Source organism: Streptomyces sp. HUAS MG91 (assembly GCF_040529335.1).
Taxonomy (GTDB): domain Bacteria; phylum Actinomycetota; class Actinomycetes; order Streptomycetales; family Streptomycetaceae; genus Streptomyces; species Streptomyces tabacisoli.
This window is the reverse complement of record NZ_CP159534.1, coordinates 5782600-5809273: the sequence shown is the minus strand read 5'-3', so window position 1 is coordinate 5809273 and position 26674 is coordinate 5782600. Positions and strand designations below refer to the sequence as shown.

Here is a 26674-nt window from a genome sequence, read left to right as displayed (position 1 = left end):
CCCGTGGCCCCGGCGGGTCTCTATAGTCGGCCGGGTCGATCAGTCACGGGGGGGTCCGAGAACGATGCAGTCCAAGAGATCACTGGCCGCTGTCCTGCTGACCGCCGTCGCCGTGCTGCTGCTCGGCGGCTGCGGGACGCTGCGCGCCGGGTCGGGCGCCAACCCGCCGGCACCGGTGGAGACGCCGCACTGGCAGACGTTCGCCCCGTTCCGGGTGACGGCCGCCCGGCTCGCCGACGACGGGCGCACGCTCAGCGTGGTCGCGGACGTGCCCGGCGGCGGGAAGACCTGCGCCCGCGACCTGAGGGCCGTGGTGACCTCCACGTCGGACACCACCGTGTGGGTCCAGGTGACCTTCTCGGCGCTGACCGGCGGCAGCCCGAGCGCCGACTGCCGCAAGACCGCGAAGGCCACGGCGAAGGTGCGGCTGCCGTCGCCGCTCGGCCACCGCGAACTGGCCGCGGACGTCCACACGGCGTTCACCGCGGACGGCGCCGACCTGCCCGAGCTGCGACTGTGCGGCGAGCTCGGCTGCCACCCGGCCCCCACCGGCTGCACCCCCGCCTCGTACGACCAGGCGGTGATGGCACTCGACGTCCCGAACCACACCCAGCGCGGCGACGAGCGCTGCGACGGGAAGTGGCTGGTCTTCGACGTCTCCTCGCGCATGGGGCCGGCCTGCGCCGAGGGGGAGGCACCCGGCTGCGGCGCCTCCCTGAGCGACCGCTGGTTCTTCCGCGCGCAGAAGTCCGGCTGGAAGCCGATCGCCCGCGGCAGGAAGGACGGCTGCACCGACGTGCACCGCGTCGAGCCGGCCTTCCCCACCGCCCTCTGCGCGGACTTGCCGCCGCTGGACTAGCCGAGCGCCGCGGGCGGTTCGCCGGTGTGGAGCACGCCGAGCCGCTGGGTGGCCCGGGTCAGCGCCACGTACAGATCGCTGGTCCCGTACCGGCCCGGCTCGACGACGAGCACCGAGTCGAACTCGAGGCCCTTGGCCTGCCGCGGGTCGAGCAGGACGACCGTGTGCGTCAGGTCGGGGGCCTCGCCCGCCGTCGCCCCGGGCACCTGCGCCGCGAGGTCCGCGTGCAGTTCACGCGGGGCGATCACGGCGAGGCGGCCCTCCTCGGGGGTGAGTTCGGCGACGGCGGCGGCGACGGCCGCGGGCAGGTCGTCGGTGGCCCGCACCCACGGGCGCACGCCCGTCGAGCGGACGGACGACGGCGGTTCGAAGCCGGGGTGCTCGGCGCGGACCACGGCCGCCGCGAGCTCCATGATCTCGCTCGGCGTGCGGTAGTTGACGCCCAGCCGGGTGTGCTCGAAGCGGTCCTCGACGTACGGCGCGAGGATGTCCGCCCAGGAGCCGACACCGGCCTCCTCGCTGGTCTGCACCGGGTCGCCGACCAGCGTCATGGAGCGGGTGGGCGAGCGGCGCATCAGCAGCCGCCACGCCATCGGGCTCAGCTCCTGCGCCTCGTCGACGATGATGTGGCCGAACGCCCAGGTGCGGTCGGCGGCGGCCCGCTCGGCGGCGCTGCGGTGGTCCTCCTCCTCGTACCAGTCGGCGACCCGGTCCGCGTCGACGATGTCGTGGGCGGCCAGCACCTCGGACTCGTCCTCGTCCTCGAACTCGTAGGACTCGGAGCCCTTGGACAGGTCGAGGACGCCCTGCGCGTAGGCGATCCGCTCCTGGCGGGCGGCCTCGGCGGCGGCCCGCTCGGCGGAGTCGTCGTGCCCGAGGAGCTCGGCTGCCTCGTCGAGCAGCGGCACGTCACCGGGCGTCCAGTCGGCGGGTCCGGTGACCTCGCGGCGGATGGCCTCGGCCGCGTCGTCGGGCAGGTGGACGGGGTCGGCCAGGAAGTCCGCGACGAACTCCTCCGGCGTGAGCCGCGGCCACAGGTCGGCGATGGCGGCGTGCACCTCGGCGCTCGCGGCGACGCCCTTGCCGAGCTGGGCGAGGTCGTCGGCGCCCAGGAAGTTCGGCCCGCCGTAGGGGTCGGCGCCGATCCGCTCGGCGAGCTGCTCGGTGAGCGCGTCGATGACGCGGAACGCGAAGTGCGGGCGGGCCAGGTTGTGCGGGAGCAGGGTGTCGCGGGCCGCCTGCCGGGCCTCGTAGGCGATCTCCCAGTCGAGGATCAGGTCCCCGTCCTCGTGCCGGATGATCAGCGGCGCGCCGGGCTCGGGGAGCTGCTGGCGGTCGCGCACCGCGAGGGCGAGGGCGTCGGCCGTCTCCACCGCGCCCTTCACGGCAGCGGCCCGGGGCGTGTCGGCGGCGGTGGCGTGGACGCCCGGGAACAGCTCGCCGACGGTCGCGAGCAGCACGCCGGTCTCGCCGAGCGCGGGCAGCACCTCGGAGATGTAGGAGAGGAACGCCGGGTTGGGGCCGACGATCAGCACCGCCCGCTTGGCGAGCAGCTCCCGGTGCTCGTACAGCAGGAACGCGGCCCGGTGCAGGGCGACGGCGGTCTTGCCGGTGCCGGGACCGCCCTCGACCACCAGCACACCCCGGTGGTCGTGGCGGATGATCCGGTCCTGCTCGGCCTGGATGGTCTGCACGATGTCGCCCATGCGGCCGGTGCGCGCGGAGTTCAGCGCGGCGAGCAGCACGGCGTCGCCGGAGGGGTCCTCGAAGCCGGTGCGCTCGTCGTCCCCGAGGTCGAGGATCTCGTCGTGCAGTTCGGTGACGGTCCGCCCCTCGGTGGTGAGGTGGCGGCGCCGGCGCAGCCCCATCGGTGTGTGCCCGGTGGCGAGATAGAAGGGGCGGGCCACCGGCGCACGCCAGTCGATGAGAATCGGCGTGTGCTCGGTGTCGTCCTCGCGAATTCCCAGCCGTCCGATGTGGTGCGCGACGCCGTCCGTCCGGTCGATCCGGCCGAAACAGAGCGAGCCGTCGACCGCGTTCAGCGCGGCGAGCAGCCCGGAGCGCTCCACGACCAGCAGGTCCCGCTCCAGGCGGGCCTGCTGGCCGGTGCCGACCGGCGTCAGGGCGTTCGTGACCGAGTCGGCGGCCTCGCCGCGCAGCGCGTCGACGCGCGCATAGAGACGGTCGATGAATTCCTGTTCCTTTTGGAGTTCCTTCTCGGATACAGCGGATTCCCGGCTTGACAAAACTGCTCCCTGCCCGGTACGGTGTGTTTAGTTGGCCCCTTTTGAGGGGCCTTTTCTGTGGGCACACAGAAACACCGAATATACCCCGGGCGGGGCTTCATTCCAACCCGCGGATTAATCCGCGGGCGGTATTCAGAGGGCCTCGGCCAATTCCTCCAGCAGGCGCCGCTTCGGCCGGGCGCCGACCCGCGACCACACGGGCTCGCCGTCCTTGAAGACCATCAGCGTCGGCATGGACAGCACGCCGTACTTCACGGCCGTCTCCGGATTGGCGTCGACGTCGATCGCCACGACGTCGAGCCGCTCCCGCTCCTCCTCGGCCACGGCCCGCAGCACCGGGGCCAGCTGCTTGCACGGCCCGCACCACTCGGCGGTGAACTCCACCAGCACCGGCCGGCCGGCCTTGACGACCTGCTCGTCGAAGTCCGCGTCGGTCACGTCCCGGAACGCCATCGTGATCACTCCCTCAGTTCGCAGCGCGGCGCGGAGTCGTCCTCCGTCGCCAGCGTCCGCATCGCTTGCTCGGCGCGCGCCAACTGCGCACCGACCGTGTCCCGTACGGCGCTCAACTCGCCGATCAGCGAGTCGAGTTCGGTGAGCTTGCTGCGGTACACGGCGAGCGACGCCGGACACGAGTCGCCCTCCGGGTGCCCGGCGCGCAGGCACTCCACGAACGGCCGGGTCTCCTCCAGGTCGAACCCGAAGTCCTGGAGCGTGCGGATCTGCCGCAGCGCCCGCAGGTCGTCCTCGTCGTAGGTCCGGTAGCCGTTTCCCCCGCGCCGGGCGGGCAGCAGCCCGCGCGACTCGTAGTACCTGAGCGTCCGCGTGGTCACCCCGGCGCGGTCCGCGAGCTCTCCGATGCGCATGCCTACGACGGTAAACGTTGACCCTGACGTCAGGGCCAGCCCCGGGCGGCGGAAGAGCCGGCCTCAGGGCCAGTCGACGATCCCGCCGAAGGCGACGCAGGAGAACACCACGACGAACGGCGCCGCCACCGCGAGCCCGATCCGCCAGGGGGCGAACCGCCGCTGCCACGGCAGCACCCACGCCGTCACGAGCACGAGCAGCGACAGAGCGAGCCCCCAGCCGAAGACGGTGAGCGCCCGGTCGAAGCTGGGCTCGAACCGGTCGGCCTGCGCCGCGGTGCAGGAGTCGCAGGCCATCCCCGACAGACCGGCGAAGACATGGGCGAAGAACGCGCCGGGGATCGTCACCAGCGTCGAGAGCAGCGGCGCGATCCACTGCCGGGAGACCGATTCCTGAGACATGGCCCCATCCCACCGGACCGGGGCCGCCCGCACCTGAGCATCCCTACTCACCCGACGTACTCAAGGAGAGACATGAACAACAGCGACGACGGCACCTGGCTCCTCGGCGGCGACCTCCCCGTCCGCCGCATCGGCCTCGGGGCGATGCGTCTTCCGGGGCGCGTCGCCTTCGACAACGCGTCCGTCGCCGACCGCGCGCGGTCGATCCGCGTGCTGCGCCGCGCTGTCGGCCTCGGCGTGAACCACATCGACACGGCCGCCTTCTACTTCTCCGCCCGCCGCTCGGCCAACGAACTGATCGGCGCGGCCCTCGCCCCCTACCCCGACGACCTGGTCATCGCCACGAAGGTCGGCCCGCGCCGCGACCGCGCCGGAGAGTGGGCGGAGTGGGCCCGCCCCGACGAGCTGCGCGGCGACGTCGAGGAGAACCTGCGCCAGCTGGGCCGCGACCGCCTCGACGTCGTCAACATGCGGGTGAACGAGCGGACTTCACCGCTGATCGCGGAGTACGTGGGTGAGCTGGCGCGGCTGCGGGACGCGGGCCTGATCCGGCACATCGGGGTGTCGGGCGTGGACGTGGCGGCCCTCGACGCGGCGCGGAAGGAGGCGCCGGTCGTGTGCGTGCAGAACCCGTTCGGCCTGGGCCGGACCCGGCCGGGCGACGCCGAACTCCTGCGCGCCTGCGCCGAGTCGGGCATCGCCTTCGTGCCGTTCTTCGCGATCGCGGGCGGCGGCGGGCACGAGGGCACGGCCGGGAACACGGCCGAGGTCGCGGCGCTGTCGGAGATCGCCGCCGCCCACGGCGCGACGCCCGCCCAGATCCGGCTCGCCTGGACCCTGCACCAGGGCCCGCACGTGCTGGCCATCCCCGGCACCGGCGACCCGGATCACGTCGCCCAGAACGTGGCGGCGGGCGCGATCCGGCTCACACCGCAGGAGGTACGGGCACTGGGCACCGTCACCGGCTGACGGCGAACGGACCGTCGAGCGCGGCCCATTGCAGCAGCAGGACGGTCTTGCCGTCGGCGATGCGCCCGTCGCGGACCATGGCGAGGGCGTCGCCGAAGGGCAGTTCCAGCACCTCGATGTCCTCCCCCTCCTCGGCGAGACCGCCACCGGCGCCGGTGCGGTCGGCCGGGGTGTAGGGCGCCGCGTAGAAGTGCAGCCGCTCGGTGACCGAGCCGGGGCTCATGTAGATCTCGGCGACGGGGGTGAGCGGCCCGAGGACGACCCCCAGCTCCTCGGCGCTCTCGCGCCGGATCGCCGAGAGCGGGTCGTCGCCGTCGAGGAGCCCGGCCGCCGCCTCGACGAGCATGCCGTCGGGGTGGCCGTTGACGTAGGCCGGGTAGCGGAACTGCCGGGTGAGCAGGACCCGGCCGCGCTCGACGTCGTAGGGCAGGACGACCGCGCCGTTCCCCCGGTCGTACGTCTCGCGCTGCTGCGTCTCCCAACGCCCGTCGCGGCGCCGGTGGTCGAAGGTGGTCCGGCGCAGCACGTGCCACCCCTGCGAGGTCAGCTCCACGTCCCGGACGACGACATCGGGATTGCGGTCGAGCCCGCGCCCGGCCCGGTCGAGTCCGGTGCGGCCGCGGTGGTCGGGGACGTCGACGCCGGGGCGCCCGGGGGTCGCGCTCACGCGGTCTCCCGCGGGGCGAGGCGCGGTATCTCGGCGACGTCGTGGAAGACGGGCAGCCCGCGCCGCCGGGCGATGGCCACGTCCTGATCGGCGCCGGCCGACTCCCCGGGCAGCCGCAGCACGGCGTCGCACCGGGCGAGCAGCCGCTCGGCGGTCGGGTAGAGCACCTGGTCGGCGAGGGGGTCGGTGGGCCCGGCACCGGCGGAGCGGAGCACGGGCAGGGCGACCCACTCGCCGATCATCGGAAGGTGGCCGGCGGCGAAGACGGGCCAGGCGGCCTCTTCGAGGCGGGCGAGGTTCGCGGCCATGGCGCGGGGGTCGCCGCCGGTGCCGGAGCGGTAGGGCCCGGCGATGAGGACGAGCAGCGGACGCCCGGAGGAGTCGGCCTGCTCGGAGTGCTGGTCGTTCATGCTGCGCTACGATACATGCAGAAACGTGCAAGAACAGGAGAGACTACGGATGCTGGCTGCCGAACGGCGCGAACACCTGCTGGGCCTGCTCACCCGCGAGGGCAAGATCGTCGCGAAGGATGTCGCCGCCGACCTGGGCATTTCCGAGGACAGCGTGCGCCGTGACCTCCGCGACCTCGCCGCCGAGGGACTGTGCCAGCGGGTCTACGGCGGTGCGCTCCCCGCCTCCCCCGCGGTCGCCGACTACGCGACGCGGACGACGGTCGCGCCCGACGGCAAGCAGCGGGTCGCCGTGGCGGCCGCCGCGCTGGTGCGGCCCGACAGCGCCCTAATCCTGGACGGCGGCACGACGGCGCTCGCGGTCGCCCGCCGGCTCCCGCCGGACCTGCCGTGCACGGTGATCACGCACAGCCCGACGATCGCGGCGGCCCTGCTCGACCACCCCCGGGCGGAGCTGTTCCTCCTGGGCGGCCGCGTCTTCAAGCACTCGGCGGTGGCCTGCGGCGCGGCCGCGGTGGAGGCGGCGCAGAACGTGTCGGCGGACCTGTGCCTGATCGGTGTCACCGGCGTCCATCCGGAGGCGGGCCTGACCACGGGCGACGCCGAGGAGGCCGCGATGAAGCGGGCCCTGGCGGCCCGGGCGGCGGACACGTACGTCCTCGCCTCGTCGGAGAAGATCGGCACGGCGTCGCGGTACCGGGTGCTGCCCTGGGCGGACGTCACCGCCCTCATCACGGACGCCGCCCCCGACCACCCGGTGGTCGGGCAGCTGACGGCGCGCGGGGTGGAGATCCTGACGGCCTGACCAGGACGACCTGCCCAGGACGACCCGACCGGACCGGGCACAGGATGTCGGGCCGGGCACCCGCGCCGACTCCTAGCGTGAGGGCACAAGAACCGAGCAGGCAGGCCGAGGTCGGCCGGAAGGGAGCCCAGGGTGCTGGACCGCCTCAATCAGGCCATGGACCGGATCGAGGAGCGGCTCGATCAGGACCTCGACGTGGCGGAGCTGGCACGGATCGCGGCCACGTCGGAGTACCACCTGCGGCGGATGTTCTCGGCGCTCGCCGGCATACCGCTGTCGGAGTACGTGCGCCGGCGGCGGCTGACCGTCGCGGGCGCCGAGGTGCTCGCGGACCGGGAGCCGCTGCTGACGATCGCCGTGCGGTACGGGTACGGGTCGGGCGAGGCGTTCGCCCGGGCGTTCCGCGCGCTGCACGGCATCGGCCCCGGCGAGGCCCGCAGGACGGGCGCCGCGCTGGTCTCCCAGCCCCGGCTCACCTTCCGGCTCACCGTCGAAGGGAGCAGCAGCATGCGATACCGAGTGGTGGACCGCCCGGAGTTCACGGTCGTCGGGCCCAGGGCGCGAGTGCCGTTGGTGTACTCGGGGCCGAACGCGGCGATCGAGGAGTTCGTCCGGGGCATCGACCGCGGGGTCCTTGAGGAGCTGGAGAGGCTGTCGGACCGCACCGGCGGGGAGCCCCGGGGCGTCCTCGCGGTCTGCGACGACCTCGACCCCGGCCGCGCCGAGGGCAGCGAACTCGACTACTACCAGGCGGTCGCCGTCCCCGCGGGCACCCCGGCCCCCGAGACCCTGCCGACGCTGGAGGTCCCGGCCGGCACATGGGCGGTGTTCACGACATCGGGCCCGGCACCGGAGGCGATCCAGCGCCTGTGGGCCGACGTCTACACGGAGTGGTTCCCGTCCAACCCGTACCGCACCCGCCCGGGCCCCGAACTGCTGCGCACCCGCGTCTCGGCGTCCCCGGACGGCCCGACGGCGGAGGCCGAACTGTGGCTCCCGGTGGAGCGCGAGCAATTGGGAGGCTGATTGTCGGTGGGGGCCGCTACGTTGGCGCCATGACTCACGACGTACGCGTACCTCTGTCGACGGCACGGTATCTCGACTGTCTGGCCGCCGACTTCGACCGCCTGCGCTCGGTCGCCACCGCCGCCGACCCGGCCGCGGTGGTGCCGAGCTGCCCCGGCTGGACCGTCACGGACCTGGTGCGGCACGTCGCCCAGGTCTACGTGGACAAGACGCACGCGATCCGCGAGGGCACGGAGTCCGAGTGGCCGCCGAAGGGCACGGCGGACGCCGAGCCGTTCGCGCTGCTCGACCGCGCGTACGCCGATCTGAGCGCGGAGTTGACGACCCGGGACCCCAAGGACCCGGCGGGCGGCTGGTACGCGCCGGACCGGACCGTCGGCTTCTGGATCCGCCGGATGGCCCAGGAGACGGTGATCCACCGGATCGACGCCGAGCTGGCCGCCGGGCAGCGGTCCGCCCCTGTCCCGGAGGACCTGGCGATCGACGGCGTCGACGAACTCCTGAAGGTCTTCGCGGCGTACGCCGTCGCGGAGTGGCCCGACTACTTCACGGACACGCTCGCCGGGTCCCCCGGCCGTTCCGTCGAGATCCGCGCCCTCGGCACCAAGGCGGCGGCCTGGCGCATCACCACCGGCCCCGCCCGCTTCACGGTGGAGGACGCCCCCGGCGACACCCCCGCGGACCTCACCCTCTCCGCCCCACCGACCCCCCTCCTCCGCACCCTGTGGAACCGCCCGGCCCCCGAAACCCCTGCCCAGCTGACATCCACAGGCTCAAGGGAAGCCCTCGACGAACTCCACGCCTGCCTGAAAATCGCCACCCAGTAGCCGAGCGCCCCGATAGGGGCGCGGGGAACTGCGCGAGCAACCACAACGCACGCGCACCCACCCACTACCGGAACGCCCCCGATAGGGGCGCGGGGAACTGCGCGACCAGCCACAGCGCACCCGCACCCACCCACAACCTCAGCCCTTACCGCCCCCGGCACCGGCCCCGGCAGGGGCCCTGTCACCCGAAGACTCAAGCCCGGCCGAACCCGAAGACCCCGCCACCCCACTCCCCCGTCGCCCCGGCAACAACACAGCCACCACCACAGTCCCGACCCCCAGAACCACGGCCCCGACCACACTCGTATGCGCCACGGCATCCGAGAACGACGCCCCCACGGCATCAGCCATCTGCCGCGCCCCATCAGCCAACTGCCCGGCCTGCGCCTTCCATTGCGCCGCCTGCTGCGGATCACTCGCCCCCTGCGCCCGCTCGGCAAGCCGCTGCGCCTGCTCCCCGATCCGCTGCGCGACCGCGTACCCGGCACCGACGGAGTCCTGCGCCGTGGACAGCGCATCGCCCGGAAGCTTGGTCCCCCCGGCGGCAGTGGCGAGGTGCGAGGAGTACGACCCGGCGAGCACCGACCCGAGAATGGCGATCCCGAGCGACCCGCCCAGCTCCAGCGAGGTGTCGTTCACGGCGCCGCCCACCCCCAGCTCGCTCTCCGGAAACGCCCCCATGATCGCGTCGGTGCAGGGCGACAGCGCCAGCCCGATGGCGAGCCCGAGAATGACGAGCGGCAGCACGAAGTCCCCGTACGTGGACCCGGCGTCGATGCGGGTCAGCAGCGCGAGCGCCGCCGTCCCGCCGACCATCCCGGCCGTGACGGTGACCCGCATCCCGATGCGCGGCGTGAGGTATCCGGTCAGCGCCGACCCGACGAACACGGCACCGGCCAGCGGCAGCATCCGCACGCCGGTCTCCCACGCGTTGTACCCGAGCACGAACTGCAGGTCCTGGGTGAGGTAGTAGAAGGCGCCGAAGACGGCGAGGAAGAACAGCGCGACGGCGAGGTTCGACCCGGCGAACCGCCGGTTCGCGAACCGCCGCACATCAAGCACCGGCCGCGGATGCCGCAGCTCCCACAGCACGAACGCCACCAGCGCCGCACCGGCCACCACCGCGGCGGTCACGGCCTTGACGCCCCAGCCGAAGTGCGGCCCCTCGATGATCATGTAGACGAGCGCGCCGACCCACACCACGGACAGCACACCGCCGACGTAGTCGATCCGCCCGTGCCGCTCGGCCTTGGACGGGGGTACGAGCACGAGCGCACCGACGATCGCGACGGCGGCGACCGGCACGTTGATCAGGAACGTGGACGCCCAACCGTGGTCCCGCAGCAGCGCGCCGGCGACCAACGGCCCGGCGGCGATGGCGAGTCCGGCCGTCGCGGTCCACAGCACGATCGCCTTGGCCCGCTCGGCCCGCGGAAACGTGGCGGCCAGCAGCGACAGCGTCGCCGGCATGATCATCGCGGCGCCGACGCCCATCACGGCCCGCGCGGCGATGACCCCGGTGGAGCTGCCGACGAGCGACCCGGCGACGGCCCCGCCCCCGAACACGACAAGCCCCAGCAACAGCGCACCGCGCCGGCTGTACTTGTCACCGATCGCGCCGAGCAGCAGCATCAGCGCCGCGTACGGGACGGTGTAGCCGTCGATGACCCATTGCAGATCGGCGCTGCTCAGACCCAGGTCCTGGGTCATGTCGGGCGCCGCGACCGTGAGCGCCGTATTGGCCATCACGATGATCAGCAGGCTCAGACAGAGCACGAGCAGCGCCCACCAGCGGCGGGCGTACGGCCGGTCCATGGTGTCGACCGGCTCGTTCATGACGAGACGCATGACGCGGAACCCCTCCAGAGGCAGGACAGCACAGACGCACACATGTTGCACACGCCTGTGCAATTACACAGTGATGTGCAATCTACGTGGTTGCACAGAGCTGTGCAAAACGGCTGGCGGCCATGACCGCATGCCGTGCCGAGCCGACGCCCAGGCACAATGAACGCGTGACTCCCGCCTCCGCCTCCGTACGAGCCGACGCCAACCGCCGCCGCATCCTGGACGACGCCCTGGTGGAGCTGTTGCGCGACCCCGACGCGTCGATGGATCAGATCGCCCGCGCCGCGGGGGTCGTGCGCCGCACGGTCTACGGTCATTTCCCGAGCCGGGACGCGCTCATCGAGGCCTTGGTGGACGACGCTGCCCAGGCGGTGGCCGAGGCACATCGCGCCGGCCGCGAGGGGGTCGCCGACCCGGCGGAGGCGGTGGCCCGTTCGATCCTGGCCATCTGGCCGATCGCGGACCGCTACCGCCTCCTGGTGCATCTCGCTCAGCGCAGCGTGACGATGGAGGGCATCAGGGCACGCCTGACCCCGGTCCGCGAGGCGTGCGCGGAACTCCTTCAACAGGCTCTGGAGAACGGCGAGTTCGATTCACCGCTGCCGGCCGAGGCCCTGGCCCATGTCCACGAGCAGGTGCTGTTCGGTCTGATGGAGGCGGTCAACGAGGGTGTGCTCCCGGCGGAGGACGCGGGCCGCGCGGCGGTCGTCGCCGTGCTGTCGTCGGCCGGCTACCCGACGAAGGACGCGAAGCGCCTGGCGGCAACCGCCTGAGGGCTTCGCACCCCGGCGGAATTCCGCCCGAATTTCGCCCTGTAAACGCAGAGAAGCCCGGACCGTTCCCGGTCCGGGCTTCTCTCAAAATTTGTTCGGCGGCGTCCTACTCTCCCACAGGGTCCCCCCTGCAGTACCATCGGCGCTGTAAGGCTTAGCTTCCGGGTTCGGAATGTAACCGGGCGTTTCCCTCACGCTATGACCACCGAAACACTATGAAACTGACAACCGCACCATGTGTGACACATGGGGTTGTTCGTGGTTTCAGAACCAACACAGTGGACGCGAGCAACTGAGGACAAGCCCTCGGCCTATTAGTACCGGTCACCTCCACACCTCACGGTGCTTCCAGATCCGGCCTATCAACCCAGTCGTCTACTGGGAGCCTTAACCCCTCAAAGGGGGTGGGAATACTCATCTCGAAGCAGGCTTCCCGCTTAGATGCTTTCAGCGGTTATCCCTCCCGAACGTAGCCAACCAGCCATGCCCTTGGCAGGACAACTGGCACACCAGAGGTTCGTCCGTCCCGGTCCTCTCGTACTAGGGACAGCCCTTCTCAATATTCCTACGCGCACAGAGGATAGGGACCGAACTGTCTCACGACGTTCTAAACCCAGCTCGCGTACCGCTTTAATGGGCGAACAGCCCAACCCTTGGGACCGACTCCAGCCCCAGGATGCGACGAGCCGACATCGAGGTGCCAAACCATCCCGTCGATATGGACTCTTGGGGAAGATCAGCCTGTTATCCCCGGGGTACCTTTTATCCGTTGAGCGACGGCGCTTCCACAAGCCACCGCCGGATCACTAGTCCCGACTTTCGTCCCTGCTCGACCCGTCGGTCTCACAGTCAAGCTCCCTTGTGCACTTACACTCAACACCTGATTACCAACCAGGCTGAGGGAACCTTTGGGCGCCTCCGTTACTCTTTGGGAGGCAACCGCCCCAGTTAAACTACCCATCAGACACTGTCCCTGATCCGGATCACGGACCGAGGTTAGACATCCAGCACGACCAGAGTGGTATTTCAACGACGACTCCCCAACCACTGGCGTGGCTGGTTCAAAGTCTCCCACCTATCCTACACAAGCCGAACCGAACACCAATATCAAACTGTAGTAAAGGTCCCGGGGTCTTTCCGTCCTTCTGCGCGAAACGAGCATCTTTACTCGTAGTGCAATTTCACCGGGCCTATGGTTGAGACAGTCGAGAAGTCGTTACGCCATTCGTGCAGGTCGGAACTTACCCGACAAGGAATTTCGCTACCTTAGGATGGTTATAGTTACCACCGCCGTTTACTGGCGCTTAAGTTCTCAGCTTCGCACACCCGAAAGTGCACTAACCGGTCCCCTTAACGTTCCAGCACCGGGCAGGCGTCAGTCCGTATACATCGCCTTACGGCTTCGCACGGACCTGTGTTTTTAGTAAACAGTCGCTTCTCGCTGGTCTCTGCGGCCACCCCCAGCTCACACTGCAAGAGTGATCACCAGGTGTGGCCCCCTTCTCCCGAAGTTACGGGGGCATTTTGCCGAGTTCCTTAACCATAGTTCACCCGAACGCCTCGGTATTCTCTACCTGACCACCTGAGTCGGTTTAGGGTACGGGCCGCCATGAAACTCGCTAGAGGCTTTTCTCGACAGCATAGGATCATCCACTTCACCACAATCGGCTCGGCATCAGGTCTCAGACTATGTGTGACCCGGATTTACCTAGATCACGTCCTACACCCTTACCCCGGGACAACCACCGCCCGGGATGGACTACCTTCCTGCGTCACCCCATCACTCACCTACTACCAACTTGGGCCGGCGGCTCCACCACTCCGAACCACGTCAAAGACGAGGACGGCGGTTTCACGGCCTTAGCATCACTGGATTCGATGTTTGACGCTTCACAGCGGGTACCGGAATATCAACCGGTTATCCATCGACTACGCCTGTCGGCCTCGCCTTAGGTCCCGACTTACCCTGGGCAGATCAGCTTGACCCAGGAACCCTTAGTCAATCGGCGCAAACGTTTCTCACGTTTGTATCGCTACTCATGCCTGCATTCTCACTCGTGAACCGTCCACAACTGCCTTCCGGCGCTGCTTCACCCGGCACACGACGCTCCCCTACCCATCACAGCACCCGTTGGGGCTTATTACTGCAATGACACGACTTCGGCGGTACGCTTGAGCCCCGCTACATTGTCGGCGCGGAATCACTAGACCAGTGAGCTATTACGCACTCTTTCAAGGGTGGCTGCTTCTAAGCCAACCTCCTGGTTGTCTCTGCGACTCCACATCCTTTCCCACTTAGCGTACGCTTAGGGGCCTTAGTCGATGCTCTGGGCTGTTTCCCTCTCGACCATGGAGCTTATCCCCCACAGTCTCACTGCCGTGCTCTCACTTACCGGCATTCGGAGTTTGGCTAAGGTCAGTAACCCGGTAGGGCCCATCGCCTATCCAGTGCTCTACCTCCGGCAAGAAACACACGACGCTGCACCTAAATGCATTTCGGGGAGAACCAGCTATCACGGAGTTTGATTGGCCTTTCACCCCTAACCACAGGTCATCCCCCAGGTTTTCAACCCTGGTGGGTTCGGTCCTCCACGAAGTCTTACCTCCGCTTCAACCTGCCCATGGCTAGATCACTCCGCTTCGGGTCTTGAGCGCGCTACTGAATCGCCCTATTCGGACTCGCTTTCGCTACGGCTTCCCCACACGGGTTAACCTCGCAACACACCGCAAACTCGCAGGCTCATTCTTCAAAAGGCACGCAGTCACGACGCAAGGAACAAGTTCCTTGCGCGACGCTCCCACGGCTTGTAGGCACACGGTTTCAGGTACTATTTCACTCCGCTCCCGCGGTACTTTTCACCATTCCCTCACGGTACTATCCGCTATCGGTCACCAGGGAATATTTAGGCTTAACGGGTGGTCCCGCCAGATTCACACGGGATTTCTCGGGCCCCGTGCTACTTGGGTGTCTCTCAAACGAGCCGCTGATGTTTCGACTACGGGGGTCTTACCCTCTACGCCGGACCTTTCGCATGTCCTTCGCCTACATCAACGGTTTCTGACTCGTCTCACAGCCGGCAGACTGTGAAAGAGAGATCCCACAACCCCCCAAGCGCAACCCCTGCCGGGTCTCACACGCTTGAGGTTTGGCCTCATCCAGTTTCGCTCGCCACTACTCCCGGAATCACGGTTGTTTTCTCTTCCTGCGGGTACTGAGATGTTTCACTTCCCCGCGTTCCCTCCACACTGCCTATGTGTTCAGCAGCGGGTGACAGCCCATGACGACTGCCGGGTTTCCCCATTCGGAAACCCCCGGATCAAAGCCTGGTTGACGACTCCCCGGGGACTATCGTGGCCTCCCACGTCCTTCATCGGTTCCTGGTGCCAAGGCATCCACCGTGCGCCCTTAAAAACTTGGCCACAGATGCTCGCGTCCACTGTGCAGTTCTCAAACAACGACCAACCACCCATCACCCCGAACCAGTTGCGGTTCGAGTGCACTGGGGCCGGCACTGAAGGCGACCTTGCGGCCGTACCTTCAGACACCCAACAGCGTGCCCGGCCCGACCCGCTCTCTTCTCACGTTCCACGCCGAAGCAGTACTAGTGAAAGACAACCGATCGTGCCGAATAATCAACGTTCCACCCATGAGCAACCACCGTCGAACGTTTGCCGACGTAATGGCCCTGGACCACCAAGCAAGCTTGGCGGCCTAGATGCTCCTTAGAAAGGAGGTGATCCAGCCGCACCTTCCGGTACGGCTACCTTGTTACGACTTCGTCCCAATCGCCAGTCCCACCTTCGACAGCTCCCTCCCACAAGGGGTTGGGCCACCGGCTTCGGGTGTTACCGACTTTCGTGACGTGACGGGCGGTGTGTACAAGGCCCGGGAACGTATTCACCGCAGCAATGCTGATCTGCGATTACTAGCAACTCCAACTTCATGGGGTCGAGTTGCAGACCCCAATCCGAACTGAGACCGACTTTTTGAGATTCGCTCCACCTTGCGGTATCGCAGCTCATTGTATCGGCCATTGTAGCACGTGTGCAGCCCAAGACATAAGGGGCATGATGACTTGACGTCGTCCCCACCTTCCTCCGAGTTGACCCCGGCGGTCTCCTGTGAGTCCCCATCACCCCGAAGGGCATGCTGGCAACACAGAACAAGGGTTGCGCTCGTTGCGGGACTTAACCCAACATCTCACGACACGAGCTGACGACAGCCATGCACCACCTGTACACCGACCACAAGGGGGCGCCTGTCTCCAGACGTTTCCGGTGTATGTCAAGCCTTGGTAAGGTTCTTCGCGTTGCGTCGAATTAAGCCACATGCTCCGCTGCTTGTGCGGGCCCCCGTCAATTCCTTTGAGTTTTAGCCTTGCGGCCGTACTCCCCAGGCGGGGAACTTAATGCGTTAGCTGCGGCACCGACGACGTGGAATGTCGCCAACACCTAGTTCCCACCGTTTACGGCGTGGACTACCAGGGTATCTAATCCTGTTCGCTCCCCACGCTTTCGCTCCTCAGCGTCAGTAATGGCCCAGAGATCCGCCTTCGCCACCGGTGTTCCTCCTGATATCTGCGCATTTCACCGCTACACCAGGAATTCCGATCTCCCCTACCACACTCTAGCCTGCCCGTATCGACTGCAGACCCGGGGTTAAGCCCCGGGCTTTCACAACCGACGCGACAAGCCGCCTACGAGCTCTTTACGCCCAATAATTCCGGACAACGCTTGCGCCCTACGTATTACCGCGGCTGCTGGCACGTAGTTAGCCGGCGCTTCTTCTGCAGGTACCGTCACTTTCGCTTCTTCCCTGCTGAAAGAGGTTTACAACCCGAAGGCCGTCATCCCTCACGCGGCGTCGCTGCATCAGGCTTTCGCCCATTGTGCAATATTCCCCACTGCTGCCTCCCGTAGGAGTCTGGGCCGTGTCTCAGTCCCAGTGTGGCCGGTCGCCCTCTCAGGCCGGCTACCCGTCGTCGCCTTGGTGAGCCACTACCTCACCAACAAGCTGATAGGCCGCGGGCTCATCCTTCACCGCCGGAGCTTTCAACCCCTTCCCATGCGAGAAGGAGTGGTATCCGGTATTAGACCCCGTTTCCAGGGCTTGTCCCAGAGTGAAGGGCAGATTGCCCACGTGTTACTCACCCGTTCGCCACTAATCCACCCCGAAGGGCTTCATCGTTCGACTTGCATGTGTTAAGCACGCCGCCAGCGTTCGTCCTGAGCCAGGATCAAACTCTCCGTGAATGTTTCCCCGTCATCGGGGTGACACCACGAGAGCGGAACCGGGAGAGGAATAATCTCCCGGTTCACAGCGTCCTCGCTGTGTTTTTACAAAGGAACCTCGTCTCAGAGAGACGGGGTATCAACATATCTGGCGTTGATTTTTGGCACGCTGTTGAGTTCTCAAGGAACGGACGCTTCCTTTGTACTCACCCTCTCGGGCTTTCCTCCGGGCGCTTCCCTTCGGTGTTTCTTTTGTTCTTGCGTTTCCGACTCTATCAGACCGTTTCACCGGCCGATTTCCTCGGGGTCTTGCTTCGCTTTCCGGCCTTTCGGCTTTCCGGCGAGTCCGACTCTATCAGATCCTTTCGGGCCTGATTCCCAGTCAGCGGGTTTTGTCTTTCCGGCTGTTGGGCCGTTCCGACGTCCCAGACTTTAGCGGATTCCCTCTTCGATGACTAATCGAGGTGGAATGTGAATTCGGGCGCGCCGAAATCAATCCCGTAGGGAGATCGTGCTGGTGGTGGGGTGCCGCGTGAGCGGCGGAGGTGCTGGCCGCGACCGTGGTGGCCCGGACAACTCGCAGGACTCTACGCCACCCGCGCCGGTAGTACAAAAGCGGGGCCCGTGCGAGCGATCGCACGGGCCCCGCCGCAGGTCAGAGCGGTGTTCGGAGTGTTGTTCAGGCTCCGACGGGTTCCTTCGCCCCGCCCTCGCGCGGCTCGGGGACGTCCGTACGGGAGGTGTCGTCCGCGCCGGAGTCGAGGAGTGTGCGTTCGTCGAAGGGGAGGTCGCCGGCGAGGACCCGCTTGACCCGGTCGCGGTCCACCTCTCCGGTCCAGCAGCCGATCAGCAACGTAGCCACCGCATTGCCCGCGAAGTTCGTCAGGGCGCGGGCCTCGCTCATGAAGCGGTCGATGCCGATGATGAGGCCGACCCCGTCGACCAGGCCCGGCTTGTGCGACTGGAGGCCGGAGGCGAGGACCGCGATGCCGGAGCCGGAGACGCCGGCCGCGCCCTTCGACGCGATCATCATGAAGAGGAGCAGACCGATCTGCTGGCCGATGCTCATCGGCTGGTCCATGGCGTCGGCGATGAAGAGGGATGCCATGGTCAGGTAGATCATGGTGCCGTCGAGGTTGAAGGAGTAGCCGGTCGGGACGGTGATGCCGACGACCGGGCGGGAGACGCCGAGGTGCTCCATCTTCGCGATCAGGCGCGGCAGTGCCGACTCCGAGGAGGAGGTCGAGAGGATGAGCAGGAACTCCCGGCCCAGGTACTTCAGCAGGGCGAAGATGTTGAAGCCGGTCGCCATGCGCAGGATCGCGGCGAGCACGATGCCGACGAACAGCGCGCAGGTGACGTAGAAGCCGATCATGATGGTGGCCAGGGCCTTGAGGGCGTCGACGCCCGTTTCGCCGATGACGGCGGCCATGGCGCCGAACGCGCCGATCGGGGCGGCCCACATGATCATGCCGAGGACGCGGAAGACGAGCTTCTGGATGTGCTCGATGCCGCGCAGCACCGGTTCGCCGGCCCGGCCCATGGCCTGGAGGGCGAAGCCGACGAGGAGGGCGACCAGGAGGGTCTGGAGGACCTCGCCCTCCGTGAAGGCGGAGACCAGGGTCGTCGGGATGATGCCCAGGACGAAGTCGACCGGGCCCTCGCTCGCGTCCTTGGCCGCCGCCTGGCCGACGTCCTTCGTGGCGTCGGTGAGGTGCATGCCGCTGCCGGGGTCGAGGATGTTGCCGACGATCAGGCCGATGGCGAGGGCGACCATCGACATCACGATGAAGTAGCCGAGGGCGAGGCCGCCCACCTTGCCGATCTTGGCGGCCTTGCGGACCGAGCCGACGCCCAGCACGATCGTGCAGAAGATGATGGGCGAGATCATCATCTTGATCAGGTTCACGAAGCCCGTGCCGACGGGCTTGAGCTCCTTGGCGAAGTCGGGCCAGATGAAGCCGACGGCGACGCCGAGGAGGACCGCCACGATGACGGCGATGTACAGGTAGTGCGTGCGGTCCCGCTTCGCGGCGGGCTTCGCGGGCTGCGGGGCTTGGTCGGTGGTCGCGGTCCCGTTCTCGGCCACGGTTCCCTCCTGGCTGCTGACGACGGCGTCGGCGTACTGGGCTTGTCCCGGACTCGGCAGTGCGTGCGGCTCACGTCCTGCGGCTGCGGATCCCGGTGACTATCTCCCGGGCCGTGAGCACCGTCACCCTTCCGTTCATTTAGTTCCCGCTTGAACCGACGGGCAGACTGACCGCATGCGCTCCTTGCGTCTTCCCCGCCCCCGCAGCCTGGCCGGACAGCTCTTCGCGATGCAGGTCGTGCTGGTCGCCGCCGTGGTCGCCGGGTGCGCGCTGTTCACGTATCTCAGCGACAAGAGGCAGGCGGAGACGTCGGCGAGGCGGCAGGCGACGGCCGCGGCGACGGCGGTCGCCGACGCCGCCTCGGTGCGGGAGGCGATCACCGGGGACGCGGATCCGACGGTGCGGCTCCAGCCGTACGCGCTCGCCGTGCAGCGGCACACCGGCGTCGACTTCGTGACGATCATGGACACGCACGGGATCCGGTGGACGCATCCCACGTCCCGGTACATCGGACAGCGGTTCCTCGGGCACATCGGGCCGGCGCTGAAGGGACGGACGTTCTCGGAGACGTACACCGGGACGCTCGGGCCCTCGGTGCGGGTGGTCACTCCGGTCCACGACGATCAGCGGCGGGTCGTCGGACTGGTCAGCGCCGGGATAACGATCGACGAGATCACCGCGCAGGCGCGCGGACAGGTGCTCGCGGTGGCGGGGGTCGCGGGGGCCGCGCTGGTGGTCGGCGGCATCGGGACGTACGTCGTCAACGCACGGCTGCGGCGCCACACGCACGGGATGAACGCCGGTGAGCTGAGCCGGATGCACGCCTATCACCAGGCCGCGCTGCACGCCGTGCGCGAGGGGCTGGTGATGCTCGACGGGCAGCGGCGGGTCGCGTTGATGAACGACGGGGCGCGGGTGCTGCTCGGGGTGGGCGACGGGGACGAGGCCGTCGGGCGGTCCGTCGCCGAGCTGGGGCTGCCCGCGCCGCTGACCGGGGCGCTGCTCGCCACCGAGCCGCGGGTCGACGAGGTGCATCTGACCGCCGACCGGGTCGTGGTCGTCAATACGTCGCCGGTCACCAGTGAGGAGCGGCGCGGCACCGTCGTGACCCTGCGCGATCACACCGAACTTCAGGCGGTGATGGGCGAGTTGGACTCCGAGCGGGGGTTCACGCAGGCGTTGCGGTCGCAGGCGCACGAGGCGGCGAACCGGCTGCACACCGTGGTGTCGCTGATCGAGCTGGGCCGCGCGGACGAGGCGGTCGAGTTCGCGACCGCCGAGCTGGAGCTGGCGCAGGCGCTGACCGATCAGGTGGTGGGCGCGGTGAGCGAGCCGGTGCTCGCCGCGCTGCTGCTCGGCAAGGCCGCGCAGGCCAATGAGCGCGGTGTCGAGCTGGTCGTCTCCGGTGACACCCGGGTCGAGGAGGTCGAGGAGGGGCCGGCCGGGGCGCTCGGGCGGGTGCTGTCGGCGCGGGATCTCGTGACGGTGCTCGGCAATCTCATCGACAACGCCGTGGACGCGGCGCAGGGTTCGCCGCGGGCGCGGGTCACCGTCACCGCGCGGACGGAGGCGGACGGGCTGCTGCTGCGGGTGGCGGACTCGGGGCCGGGGGTCGATCCGGAGCACGCCGACGCGGTGTTCGAGCGCGGCTGGTCGACCAAGCCGGCCGGGCCGGGCGGGCGGGGGCTCGGGCTCGCCCTCGTACGGCAGGCTGTGGCGCGCGGGCACGGGACGCTCGCGCTGGACCGGGATGCGGGCGGGGGCGCCGCGTTCACGGTGCGGATGCCGTTCGGGGTGCCGGGGCCGCGCGGTTCCGGGGCCACGTCCGATGCGAAAGGCAGTACCTCATGAGTGACATCCGGGTCCTGGTCGTCGAGGACGATCCGGTGGCGGCCGACGCGCACACGATGTACGTGGACCGGGTGCCGGGGTTCACCACGGTCGCGCGGGCGTACACCGCGGCCGAGGCCCGGCGGGCCCTGGACCGGGTTCCCGTCGATCTGATCCTGCTCGATCTGCATCTGCCGGACGGGCACGGGCTGGCGCTGGCGCGGTCGTTGCGGGCCGCCGGGCATCAGACCGATGTGATCGCGGTGACGTCGGCGCGGGATCTGGCGGTGGTGCGGGAGGGGGTGTCGCTCGGGGTGGTGCAGTACGTGCTGAAGCCGTTCACCTTCGCGACGCTGCGGGACCGGCTCGTCCGGTACGCCGAGTACCGGACGAGCAGTGGGGAGGCAGCCGGGCAGGACGAGGTGGACCGGGCGCTGGCCAATCTGCGGTCGCCGGCGCCCGCCGCGCTGCCGAAGGGGTTGAGCGGGCCGACGCTGGAGCGGGTGACGCACACCTTGCGGGAGGCGGCGCCCGAGGGGGTGACGGCGGCTTCGGCCGCCGAGACCGTGGGGATTTCGCGGATCACCGCTCGGCGGTATCTGGAGCATCTGGTGGACTCGGGGCGGGCTGGGCGCAGTCCGCAGTACGGGCAGGTGGGGCGGCCCGAGCTGGTCTACACGTGGAAGTAGGTCGCGCGGTTCCCCGCGCCCCTGAAACGGGCTCCGCTCGTCCAGGGGCGCTGGCCACCACCCCCTGCACACCCATTGACCCTGTCCGGGCCTGACCGTACGTTCACGGGCAGCCACGCGCGGCAACGCAGCCCGCGACGGTCCGTAGGAGGTCGTGCCCGTGCGCCCCACCGCCCCGCTCCTCACCGCCACCGTCCTGCTCCTGGCCGCCGGAACCCTCACCGCGTGCGGGGGTGGGTCCGGCGGCGACGCGAACACCGTGAAGGTCTCGTACAAGCAGTCCACGGACAACATGAGCAAGGTCCCGGACACCTACCTGACCGCGATGAAGAAGCAGTTCGAGAAGGCCAACCCGGGCAAGAAGGTCGAGCTCGTCCCGATCAAGGCACCGGACGCCGAGTACTACACGAAGCTCCAGCAGATGCTCCGCTCCCCCAGAACGGCACCCGACCTCGTCTACGAGGACACGTTCCTGGTCAACTCCGACATCACCAGCGGGTACCTGCGGCCCCTGGATCCGTACCTCGACAAGTGGGCGGACTGGGACCAGTTCATCGACACGGCCAAGACCGCGGCGAAGGGGCAGGACGGGAAGACGTACGGCGTTCCCGACGGCACCGACACCCGCGGCCTCTGGTACGACAAGGCTGTCCTGAAGAAGGCGGGCATCGCGACGCCCTGGCAGCCGAAGAACTGGAACGAGCTCCTCGACGCCGCCCGCACCATCAAGAAGAAGGTCCCCGGCGTCATCCCGCTGAACCTCTACACCGGCAAGGCGGGCGGCGAGCAGTCCACGATGCAGGGCTTCGAGATGCTGCTGTACGGCACCGGCGACGGGACCGCCGACCCGCTCTACGACACGTCCTCGCGGAAGTGGATCGCCGGGTCGAAGGCGTTCCGGGACAGCCTGTCGTTCGTCGAGACGGTCTACAAGGAGAAGCTCGGCCCCGACGTCTCCGACGCGCTCGACCCGAACATCGGCACGACCGTCCGCGGTGAACTCCTGCCCAAGGGCAAGGTCGGCATCGACCTCGACGGCTCCTGGCTCCCACAGGACTGGATCAAGGGCGCCGGCCACGAATGGCCGGAGTGGTCGCGGAAACTGGGTCTCGCCCACATGCCGACCCAGAACGGGCAGGCGCCCGGCAAGGTCTCCATGTCCGGCGGCTGGACCTGGGCCGTCCCCGCCAAGGCGGCCAACCCCGACCTCGCCTTCGACTTCATCAGGACGATGCAGACGAAGGAGAACTCCCGGCGCTGGTACATCGCCAACTCCGGCATCGCGGTCCGCAAGGACGTGGCCGCCGACCCGGCGTACGTCAAGGCGCAGCCCGGCATCAAGTTCTTCACCGATCTGGTGAGTTCGACCCACTACCGGCCCGCCTACCCCGCGTACCCGAAGGTGTCGACGGCGATCCAGGAGGCCATGGAGTCGGTGACGACCGGCGACGCCTCGGTGGACAAGGCGGCATCCACGTACGACGACCAGCTGAAGACGGCAGCGGACGGCAAAGTTGTCACGCGGCCCTGAGGGGCACAGGGGGCGCGCCATGCTCCGGGCCCTCCCCCTGGCCCCGGCCACCATCGTCATGGCCCTCTTCCTGGCGGGCCCCATCGCCTACTGCGTCTACATCGCCTTCACCGACCTCCAGCTGACCGGCCAGGCGTCCTCCTCCTTCGTCGGCTTCGACAACTTCCGGACCGCGTTCCACGACGCCGCCTTCCTGAACGCGGTCAAGCTCACCCTCGTCTTCACGTTCCTGTCGTCGATCGTCGGCCAGAACACCCTGGGCCTGGCCCTCGCGGCGCTCATGAAGCGCGCCTCGAAACCGGTGCGCACGGTCACCGGCGCCGTCGTCGTCACGGCCTGGGTGCTGCCGGAGGTCGTCGCGGGGTTCCTGCTGTACGCGTTCTTCCGGCGCGAGGGCACCTTGAACGCGATCCTCGACTGGCTCGGACTCCCGTCCCAGAACTGGCTGTTCACGCTGCCGATCCTGGCCGTGTCGTTCGCGAACGTGTGGCGCGGCACCGCGTTCTCGATGCTCGTCTACTCGGCGGCCCTGGACGAGATCCCGGCGGAGATCACCGAGGCCGCCGAGGTCGACGGCGCGAACGCCTGGCAGCGCCTGTGGCACGTCACGCTGCCGATGATCCGGCGCTCCATCGGCACGAACCTGATGCTGAACACGCTCCAGACCCTGTCCGTCTTCGGCCTGATCTGGGTGATGACCCGCGGCGGGCCGAGCAACCACAGCCAGACGCTCCCGCTGTTCATGTACGAGCAGGCGTTCCAGAAGAGCATGATCGGCTACGGCACCGCGGTCGCCCTGCTCCTGCTGGTCGTCGGCTCCCTGTTCTCGGTGGTCTACATGCGCCTGTTGCGCTCAGAGCCGTGAGACGGAGGCACCCGTGACCCGCCGCTCCACCCGCAACCGGCTCACCGCCGACACGGCCCTCGCCGTCGTCCTCGTCGCCTTCGGGCTGCCGCTCGCCTGGGTGGTCCTCTCCTCGCTCGACGCCGACGCGAACCTGCGGGTGAAGTGGCCCGCGCACGCCACGTTCGGCAACTTCGACGCGGTGCTCACCCCGGACATCACGTTCACCCCGCTGCTCAACAGCCTCATCCTGTGCGGCGGGGCGACGGCGCTGACGGTGGCGTGCGCGGCGCTCGCCGCGTATCCGCTCTCGCGCTACCGCTCGCGCCTGAACAATCCGTACCTGACCACGATCCTGTTCGCGACGTGTCTGCCGATCACGGCGGTCATGGTGCCGGTGTACGCGCTCTTCGTGCAGGTGAACCTGATCGACACGATGGCGGGCACGATCTACTTCTTCGCCGCGTCCCAACTCCCGTTCGCCATCTGGCTGATGAAGAACTTCATGGACGGCGTGCCGAAGGAGCTGGAGGAGGCGGCCTGGACCGACGGGGCGGGCACCTTCCAGTCGCTGATCCGGATCGTGCTGCCGCTGATGGGGCCCGGCATCGCCGTCGTCACGGTCTTCTGCTTCGCTATGATGTGGGGGAACTTCTTCGTCCCGTTCATGCTGCTGCTCTCCCCCGACCAGATGCCGGCTTCGGTGAGCATCAACGACTTCTTCGGCAACCGCGGGACGGTCGTCTACGGGCAGCTCGCGGCGTTCTCGATCATCTACTCGACGCCGGTGATCCTGCTCTACGTCCTGGTGTCCCGGCGGTTCGGCGGCGGCTTCGCGCTCGGCGGCGCGGTGAAGGGCTGACCCGTCCCGGGCACCCCTCGGCACCTGTACGTTCCTACGACATGTCACGGAGTGCGAACGCACCGTAGCCAAGCGGGCGTTCGCCCCCTACTTTGTGGCCGTGCAGCACAAGGCTCCGGCGAACCAGCCGACCCCTCCGTTCAACGCCCCCGCCGCCCGCCGCCTCCGTGAGGCGCTGGGGATGGCCCCGGGCCATGTCGCGTACGGCATGCGTGCCTCGTACGGGCTCGCGTACATCACCCCCGAGACCATCATCGCCTGGGAGCGCGGCGAAGCGACGCCGAGCGCCGCTGAACTGACCGCGCTGGCCGGGGCGTTGTGGTGCTCCCCCGGCGAACTCATCGGCGCGCCGCGCACGCTGCGGGAGCACCGGCTCGCGCTCGGGCTCGCCCCGGAGGACGTGGCGCGGTTCGTGGGCCTGGAGATCCAGTCGTATCTGCGGATGGAGGAGACGGGCGACTGGCGGGGCAACGAACGGCAGTCGTCGGCGCTCGCCGAGGTGCTGCGGCTCGCCCCGCGCGCCTTCGCGACGGTCACCGGGCGGGACGGGCAGCTGGCGGAGCTGCTGCGCCGGGCGGTGACGACGCGCTGGCAGGCGTACACCAAGCCGCTGAGCCGGCTGATCCCCGTCACCAGGCGGGAGCTGGAGGACGTGCTGCACGAGATGCACCTGGAGTACCAGGCGCTGATGGCGGCGACGCTGAGCTGGGGCGGCGGTTCCTCGTCCGGGTCGGGGGACGCCGGGCGGGACTTCATGGAGCGGATCCTGGACGAGTTCTGGTCCAGGATCCGCTATCTGTGAGCGCGGGCGCTCCGGCCGGTTTTCTAGAAGACCGACTCGGCCTCGTCCATCCGGTCCTTCGGCACCGTCTTCAGCTCGGTGACGGCCTCGGCGAGCGGCACCATCGTGATGTCGGTGCCGCGCAGCGCGGTCATCCTGCCGTACTCGGCGCGGTGCGCGGCCTCCACGGCGTGCCAGCCGAAGCGGGTGGCGAGGACGCGGTCGTACGCGGTCGGGGTGCCGCCGCGCTGCACATGGCCGAGGATCACCGGGCGGGCCTCCTTGCCGAGGCGCGACTCCAGCTCGTAGGCGAGCGCGGTGCCGATGCCCTGGAAGCGCTCGTGACCGAACTGGTCGATGGCGCCCTTGCCGTAGTCCATGGTGCCCTCGGCGGGGTGCGCGCCCTCGGCGACGCAGATGACGGCGAACTTCTTGCCGCGCGAGAACCGCTCCTCGACCATCTTGACGAGGTCGGCCGGGTCGAAGGGGCGCTCGGGCAGGCAGATGCCGTGGGCGCCGCCGGCCATGCCGGACTCCAGCGCGATCCAGCCCGCGTGCCGGCCCATGACCTCGACGACCATGACCCGCTGGTGGGACTCGGCGGTGGTCTTGAGGCGGTCCATCGCCTCCGTCGCGACGCCGACGGCCGTGTCGAAGCCGAAAGTGCGGTCGGTGGAGGAGATGTCGTTGTCGATCGTCTTCGGGACGCCGATCACCGGGACGCCCGCGTCGGAGAGCATGCGGGCGGCGGTCAGCGTGCCCTCGCCGCCGATGGGGATGAGCGCGTCGAGGCTGCTCTTGTCCATCAGCTCCTTGGCGTTGTCGCACGCGGCGCGGAAGCGGTCCCGCTCCAGCCGGGACGAGCCGAGGATGGTGCCGCCGCGGGCCAGGATGCCGCTGACCGCGTTCAGATCCAGCGGGCGGAAGCGGCCGTCGAGCAGGCCCGCGTAACCGTCCTCGAAGCCGATGACCTCGTCTCCGTAGTGCGTGACGGCTCGGTGCACGACCGACCGGATCACTGCGTTCAGACCAGGACAGTCGCCGCCTGCGGTGAGAACTCCGATGCGCATCGTGCTGTGTCTCCTGCTCGCTTCTGGTTCGTCTGAGCCACTGCGAT

21 protein-coding genes and 3 rRNA genes are annotated in these 26674 nt (G+C 68.7%); 12 read left to right on the top strand and 12 right to left on the bottom strand.

Annotated elements, in window-relative coordinates; all coding sequences use genetic code 11:
- Positions 1-64: 64 nt before the first annotated feature.
- The gene (locus ABII15_RS26615; protein WP_353944800.1) at positions 65-859 is read left to right on the top strand and encodes a hypothetical protein; all 795 of its coding nucleotides are present in this window, start codon (positions 65-67) and stop codon (positions 857-859) included.
- On the opposite strand, the gene ABII15_RS26610 is transcribed toward ABII15_RS26615, so the two are convergent.
- From ABII15_RS26610 to ABII15_RS26595, 4 genes are all read right to left on the bottom strand, one after another.
- Positions 856-3105 carry an AAA family ATPase gene (locus ABII15_RS26610; protein ID WP_353944799.1) on the bottom strand — a complete coding sequence of 750 codons (2250 nt, stop codon included), beginning with the start codon at positions 3103-3105 and terminating at the stop codon, positions 856-858. The genes ABII15_RS26615 and ABII15_RS26610 overlap by 4 nt on opposite strands.
- A 132-nt stretch (positions 3106-3237) precedes the next feature.
- Positions 3238-3558 carry a thioredoxin gene (gene trxA / locus ABII15_RS26605; protein WP_353944798.1) on the bottom strand — a complete coding sequence of 107 codons (321 nt, stop codon included), beginning with the start codon at positions 3556-3558 and terminating at the stop codon, positions 3238-3240.
- Between the two features lie 5 nt (positions 3559-3563).
- On the bottom strand, positions 3564-3971 hold the full coding sequence (locus tag ABII15_RS26600; RefSeq protein ID WP_353944797.1) for a MerR family transcriptional regulator: 408 nt from the start codon (positions 3969-3971) through the stop codon (positions 3564-3566).
- Between the two features lie 63 nt (positions 3972-4034).
- Positions 4035-4373 carry a hypothetical protein gene (locus ABII15_RS26595; protein WP_353944796.1) on the bottom strand — a complete coding sequence of 113 codons (339 nt, stop codon included), beginning with the start codon at positions 4371-4373 and terminating at the stop codon, positions 4035-4037.
- A gap of 72 nt (positions 4374-4445) precedes the next feature.
- Between ABII15_RS26595 and ABII15_RS26590 the strand changes: the two genes are divergently transcribed.
- Positions 4446-5342 (top strand): aldo/keto reductase, encoded by an 897-nt coding sequence (locus ABII15_RS26590; protein ID WP_353944795.1) that lies wholly within the window; start codon positions 4446-4448, stop codon positions 5340-5342.
- On the opposite strand, the gene ABII15_RS26585 is transcribed toward ABII15_RS26590, so the two are convergent.
- Entirely contained in the window at positions 5332-6009 is a 678-nt protein-coding gene (locus tag ABII15_RS26585) for an NUDIX domain-containing protein (RefSeq protein WP_353944794.1), read from the bottom strand. The genes ABII15_RS26590 and ABII15_RS26585 overlap by 11 nt on opposite strands.
- Positions 6006-6419 carry a DUF4406 domain-containing protein gene (locus ABII15_RS26580; protein WP_353944793.1) on the bottom strand — a complete coding sequence of 138 codons (414 nt, stop codon included), beginning with the start codon at positions 6417-6419 and terminating at the stop codon, positions 6006-6008. The genes ABII15_RS26585 and ABII15_RS26580 overlap by 4 nt, the downstream gene beginning before the upstream one ends.
- 49 nt (positions 6420-6468) lie before the next feature.
- On the opposite strand from ABII15_RS26580, the gene ABII15_RS26575 reads away from it, so the two are divergent.
- The 3 genes from ABII15_RS26575 (at position 6469) to ABII15_RS26565 (ending at position 9077) form a co-directional block, all read left to right on the top strand.
- The gene (locus ABII15_RS26575; RefSeq protein WP_353944792.1) at positions 6469-7224 is read left to right on the top strand and encodes a DeoR/GlpR family DNA-binding transcription regulator; all 756 of its coding nucleotides are present in this window, start codon (positions 6469-6471) and stop codon (positions 7222-7224) included.
- A gap of 132 nt (positions 7225-7356) precedes the next feature.
- On the top strand, positions 7357-8250 hold the full coding sequence (locus ABII15_RS26570; protein WP_353944791.1) for an AraC family transcriptional regulator: 894 nt from the start codon (positions 7357-7359) through the stop codon (positions 8248-8250).
- 29 nt (positions 8251-8279) lie between these two features.
- Positions 8280-9077 carry a maleylpyruvate isomerase family mycothiol-dependent enzyme gene (locus tag ABII15_RS26565; RefSeq protein WP_353944790.1) on the top strand — a complete coding sequence of 266 codons (798 nt, stop codon included), beginning with the start codon at positions 8280-8282 and terminating at the stop codon, positions 9075-9077.
- A 138-nt stretch (positions 9078-9215) separates the two neighbouring features.
- On the opposite strand, the gene ABII15_RS26560 is transcribed toward ABII15_RS26565, so the two are convergent.
- A complete protein-coding gene (locus ABII15_RS26560; RefSeq protein WP_353944789.1) occupies positions 9216-10925 on the bottom strand; it encodes an MFS transporter in 1710 nt (569 codons plus the stop codon).
- A 167-nt stretch (positions 10926-11092) separates the two neighbouring features.
- Here ABII15_RS26560 and ABII15_RS26555 point away from each other — a divergent pair, with 167 nt between their 5' ends.
- Positions 11093-11698 (top strand): TetR/AcrR family transcriptional regulator, encoded by a 606-nt coding sequence (locus ABII15_RS26555; protein ID WP_353944788.1) that lies wholly within the window; start codon positions 11093-11095, stop codon positions 11696-11698.
- Positions 11699-11791: 93 nt separating this feature from the next.
- Here the strand turns inward: ABII15_RS26555 and rrf are convergent.
- The 4 genes from rrf to ABII15_RS26535 all read right to left on the bottom strand — a co-directional run bounded on the left by rrf (position 11792) and on the right by ABII15_RS26535 (position 19019).
- Positions 11792-11908: ribosomal RNA gene (gene rrf / locus ABII15_RS26550) — 5S ribosomal RNA — on the bottom strand.
- An 84-nt stretch (positions 11909-11992) separates the two neighbouring features.
- A 23S ribosomal RNA gene (locus ABII15_RS26545) occupies positions 11993-15118 on the bottom strand.
- 307 nt (positions 15119-15425) lie between these two features.
- Positions 15426-16951 (bottom strand): 16S ribosomal RNA (locus ABII15_RS26540).
- The 16S, 23S and 5S rRNA genes sit together here, the layout of an rRNA operon.
- A 658-nt stretch (positions 16952-17609) precedes the next feature.
- On the bottom strand, positions 17610-19019 hold the full coding sequence (locus tag ABII15_RS26535) for a cation:dicarboxylase symporter family transporter (protein ID WP_353944787.1): 1410 nt from the start codon (positions 19017-19019) through the stop codon (positions 17610-17612).
- A 175-nt stretch (positions 19020-19194) separates the two neighbouring features.
- Here ABII15_RS26535 and ABII15_RS26530 point away from each other — a divergent pair, with 175 nt between their 5' ends.
- The 6 genes from ABII15_RS26530 (at position 19195) to ABII15_RS26505 (ending at position 25578) form a co-directional block, all read left to right on the top strand.
- Complete coding sequence (locus ABII15_RS26530) at positions 19195-20871, top strand: sensor histidine kinase (RefSeq protein WP_353944786.1); 1677 nt, start codon at positions 19195-19197, stop codon at positions 20869-20871.
- The gene (locus ABII15_RS26525; RefSeq protein ID WP_353944785.1) at positions 20868-21539 is read left to right on the top strand and encodes a response regulator; all 672 of its coding nucleotides are present in this window, start codon (positions 20868-20870) and stop codon (positions 21537-21539) included. The genes ABII15_RS26530 and ABII15_RS26525 overlap by 4 nt, the downstream gene beginning before the upstream one ends.
- 160 nt (positions 21540-21699) lie before the next feature.
- Positions 21700-23070: an extracellular solute-binding protein gene (locus ABII15_RS26520; protein WP_353944784.1), complete on the top strand. Its 1371-nt coding sequence runs from the start codon at positions 21700-21702 to the stop codon at positions 23068-23070.
- A gap of 19 nt (positions 23071-23089) precedes the next feature.
- Positions 23090-23935 (top strand): sugar ABC transporter permease, encoded by an 846-nt coding sequence (locus tag ABII15_RS26515; protein ID WP_353944783.1) that lies wholly within the window; start codon positions 23090-23092, stop codon positions 23933-23935.
- Between the two features lie 13 nt (positions 23936-23948).
- Positions 23949-24776, top strand: coding sequence for a carbohydrate ABC transporter permease (locus ABII15_RS26510; RefSeq protein WP_353944782.1), 828 nt, complete (start codon positions 23949-23951; stop codon positions 24774-24776).
- Between the two features lie 100 nt (positions 24777-24876).
- Complete coding sequence (locus tag ABII15_RS26505) at positions 24877-25578, top strand: helix-turn-helix transcriptional regulator (RefSeq protein WP_353944781.1); 702 nt, start codon at positions 24877-24879, stop codon at positions 25576-25578.
- A 23-nt stretch (positions 25579-25601) separates the two neighbouring features.
- Here ABII15_RS26505 and ABII15_RS26500 read toward each other — a convergent pair whose 3' ends face one another.
- Positions 25602-26627, bottom strand: coding sequence for an ATP-dependent 6-phosphofructokinase (locus tag ABII15_RS26500; protein ID WP_351460551.1), 1026 nt, complete (start codon positions 26625-26627; stop codon positions 25602-25604).
- Positions 26628-26674 lie beyond the last annotated feature (47 nt).

What these genes read in the sequence shown, in the direction of transcription:
- ABII15_RS26615 (WP_353944800.1), top strand. Translation starts at nt 65, where the DNA reads ATGCAGTCCAAGAGATCACTGGCCGCTGTCCTGCTGACCGCCGTCGCC.
- trxA (WP_353944798.1), bottom strand. Translation starts at nt 3,558, where the DNA reads ATGGCGTTCCGGGACGTGACCGACGCGGACTTCGACGAGCAGGTCGTC.
- ABII15_RS26600 (WP_353944797.1), bottom strand. Translation starts at nt 3,971, where the DNA reads ATGCGCATCGGAGAGCTCGCGGACCGCGCCGGGGTGACCACGCGGACG.
- ABII15_RS26595 (WP_353944796.1), bottom strand. Translation starts at nt 4,373, where the DNA reads ATGTCTCAGGAATCGGTCTCCCGGCAGTGGATCGCGCCGCTGCTCTCG.
- ABII15_RS26590 (WP_353944795.1), top strand. Translation starts at nt 4,446, where the DNA reads ATGAACAACAGCGACGACGGCACCTGGCTCCTCGGCGGCGACCTCCCC.
- ABII15_RS26580 (WP_353944793.1), bottom strand. Translation starts at nt 6,419, where the DNA reads ATGAACGACCAGCACTCCGAGCAGGCCGACTCCTCCGGGCGTCCGCTG.
- ABII15_RS26575 (WP_353944792.1), top strand. Translation starts at nt 6,469, where the DNA reads ATGCTGGCTGCCGAACGGCGCGAACACCTGCTGGGCCTGCTCACCCGC.
- ABII15_RS26565 (WP_353944790.1), top strand. Translation starts at nt 8,280, where the DNA reads ATGACTCACGACGTACGCGTACCTCTGTCGACGGCACGGTATCTCGAC.
- ABII15_RS26560 (WP_353944789.1), bottom strand. Translation starts at nt 10,925, where the DNA reads ATGCGTCTCGTCATGAACGAGCCGGTCGACACCATGGACCGGCCGTAC.
- ABII15_RS26530 (WP_353944786.1), top strand. Translation starts at nt 19,195, where the DNA reads ATGCGCTCCTTGCGTCTTCCCCGCCCCCGCAGCCTGGCCGGACAGCTC.
- ABII15_RS26525 (WP_353944785.1), top strand. Translation starts at nt 20,868, where the DNA reads ATGAGTGACATCCGGGTCCTGGTCGTCGAGGACGATCCGGTGGCGGCC.
- ABII15_RS26515 (WP_353944783.1), top strand. Translation starts at nt 23,090, where the DNA reads ATGCTCCGGGCCCTCCCCCTGGCCCCGGCCACCATCGTCATGGCCCTC.
- ABII15_RS26500 (WP_351460551.1), bottom strand. Translation starts at nt 26,627, where the DNA reads ATGCGCATCGGAGTTCTCACCGCAGGCGGCGACTGTCCTGGTCTGAAC.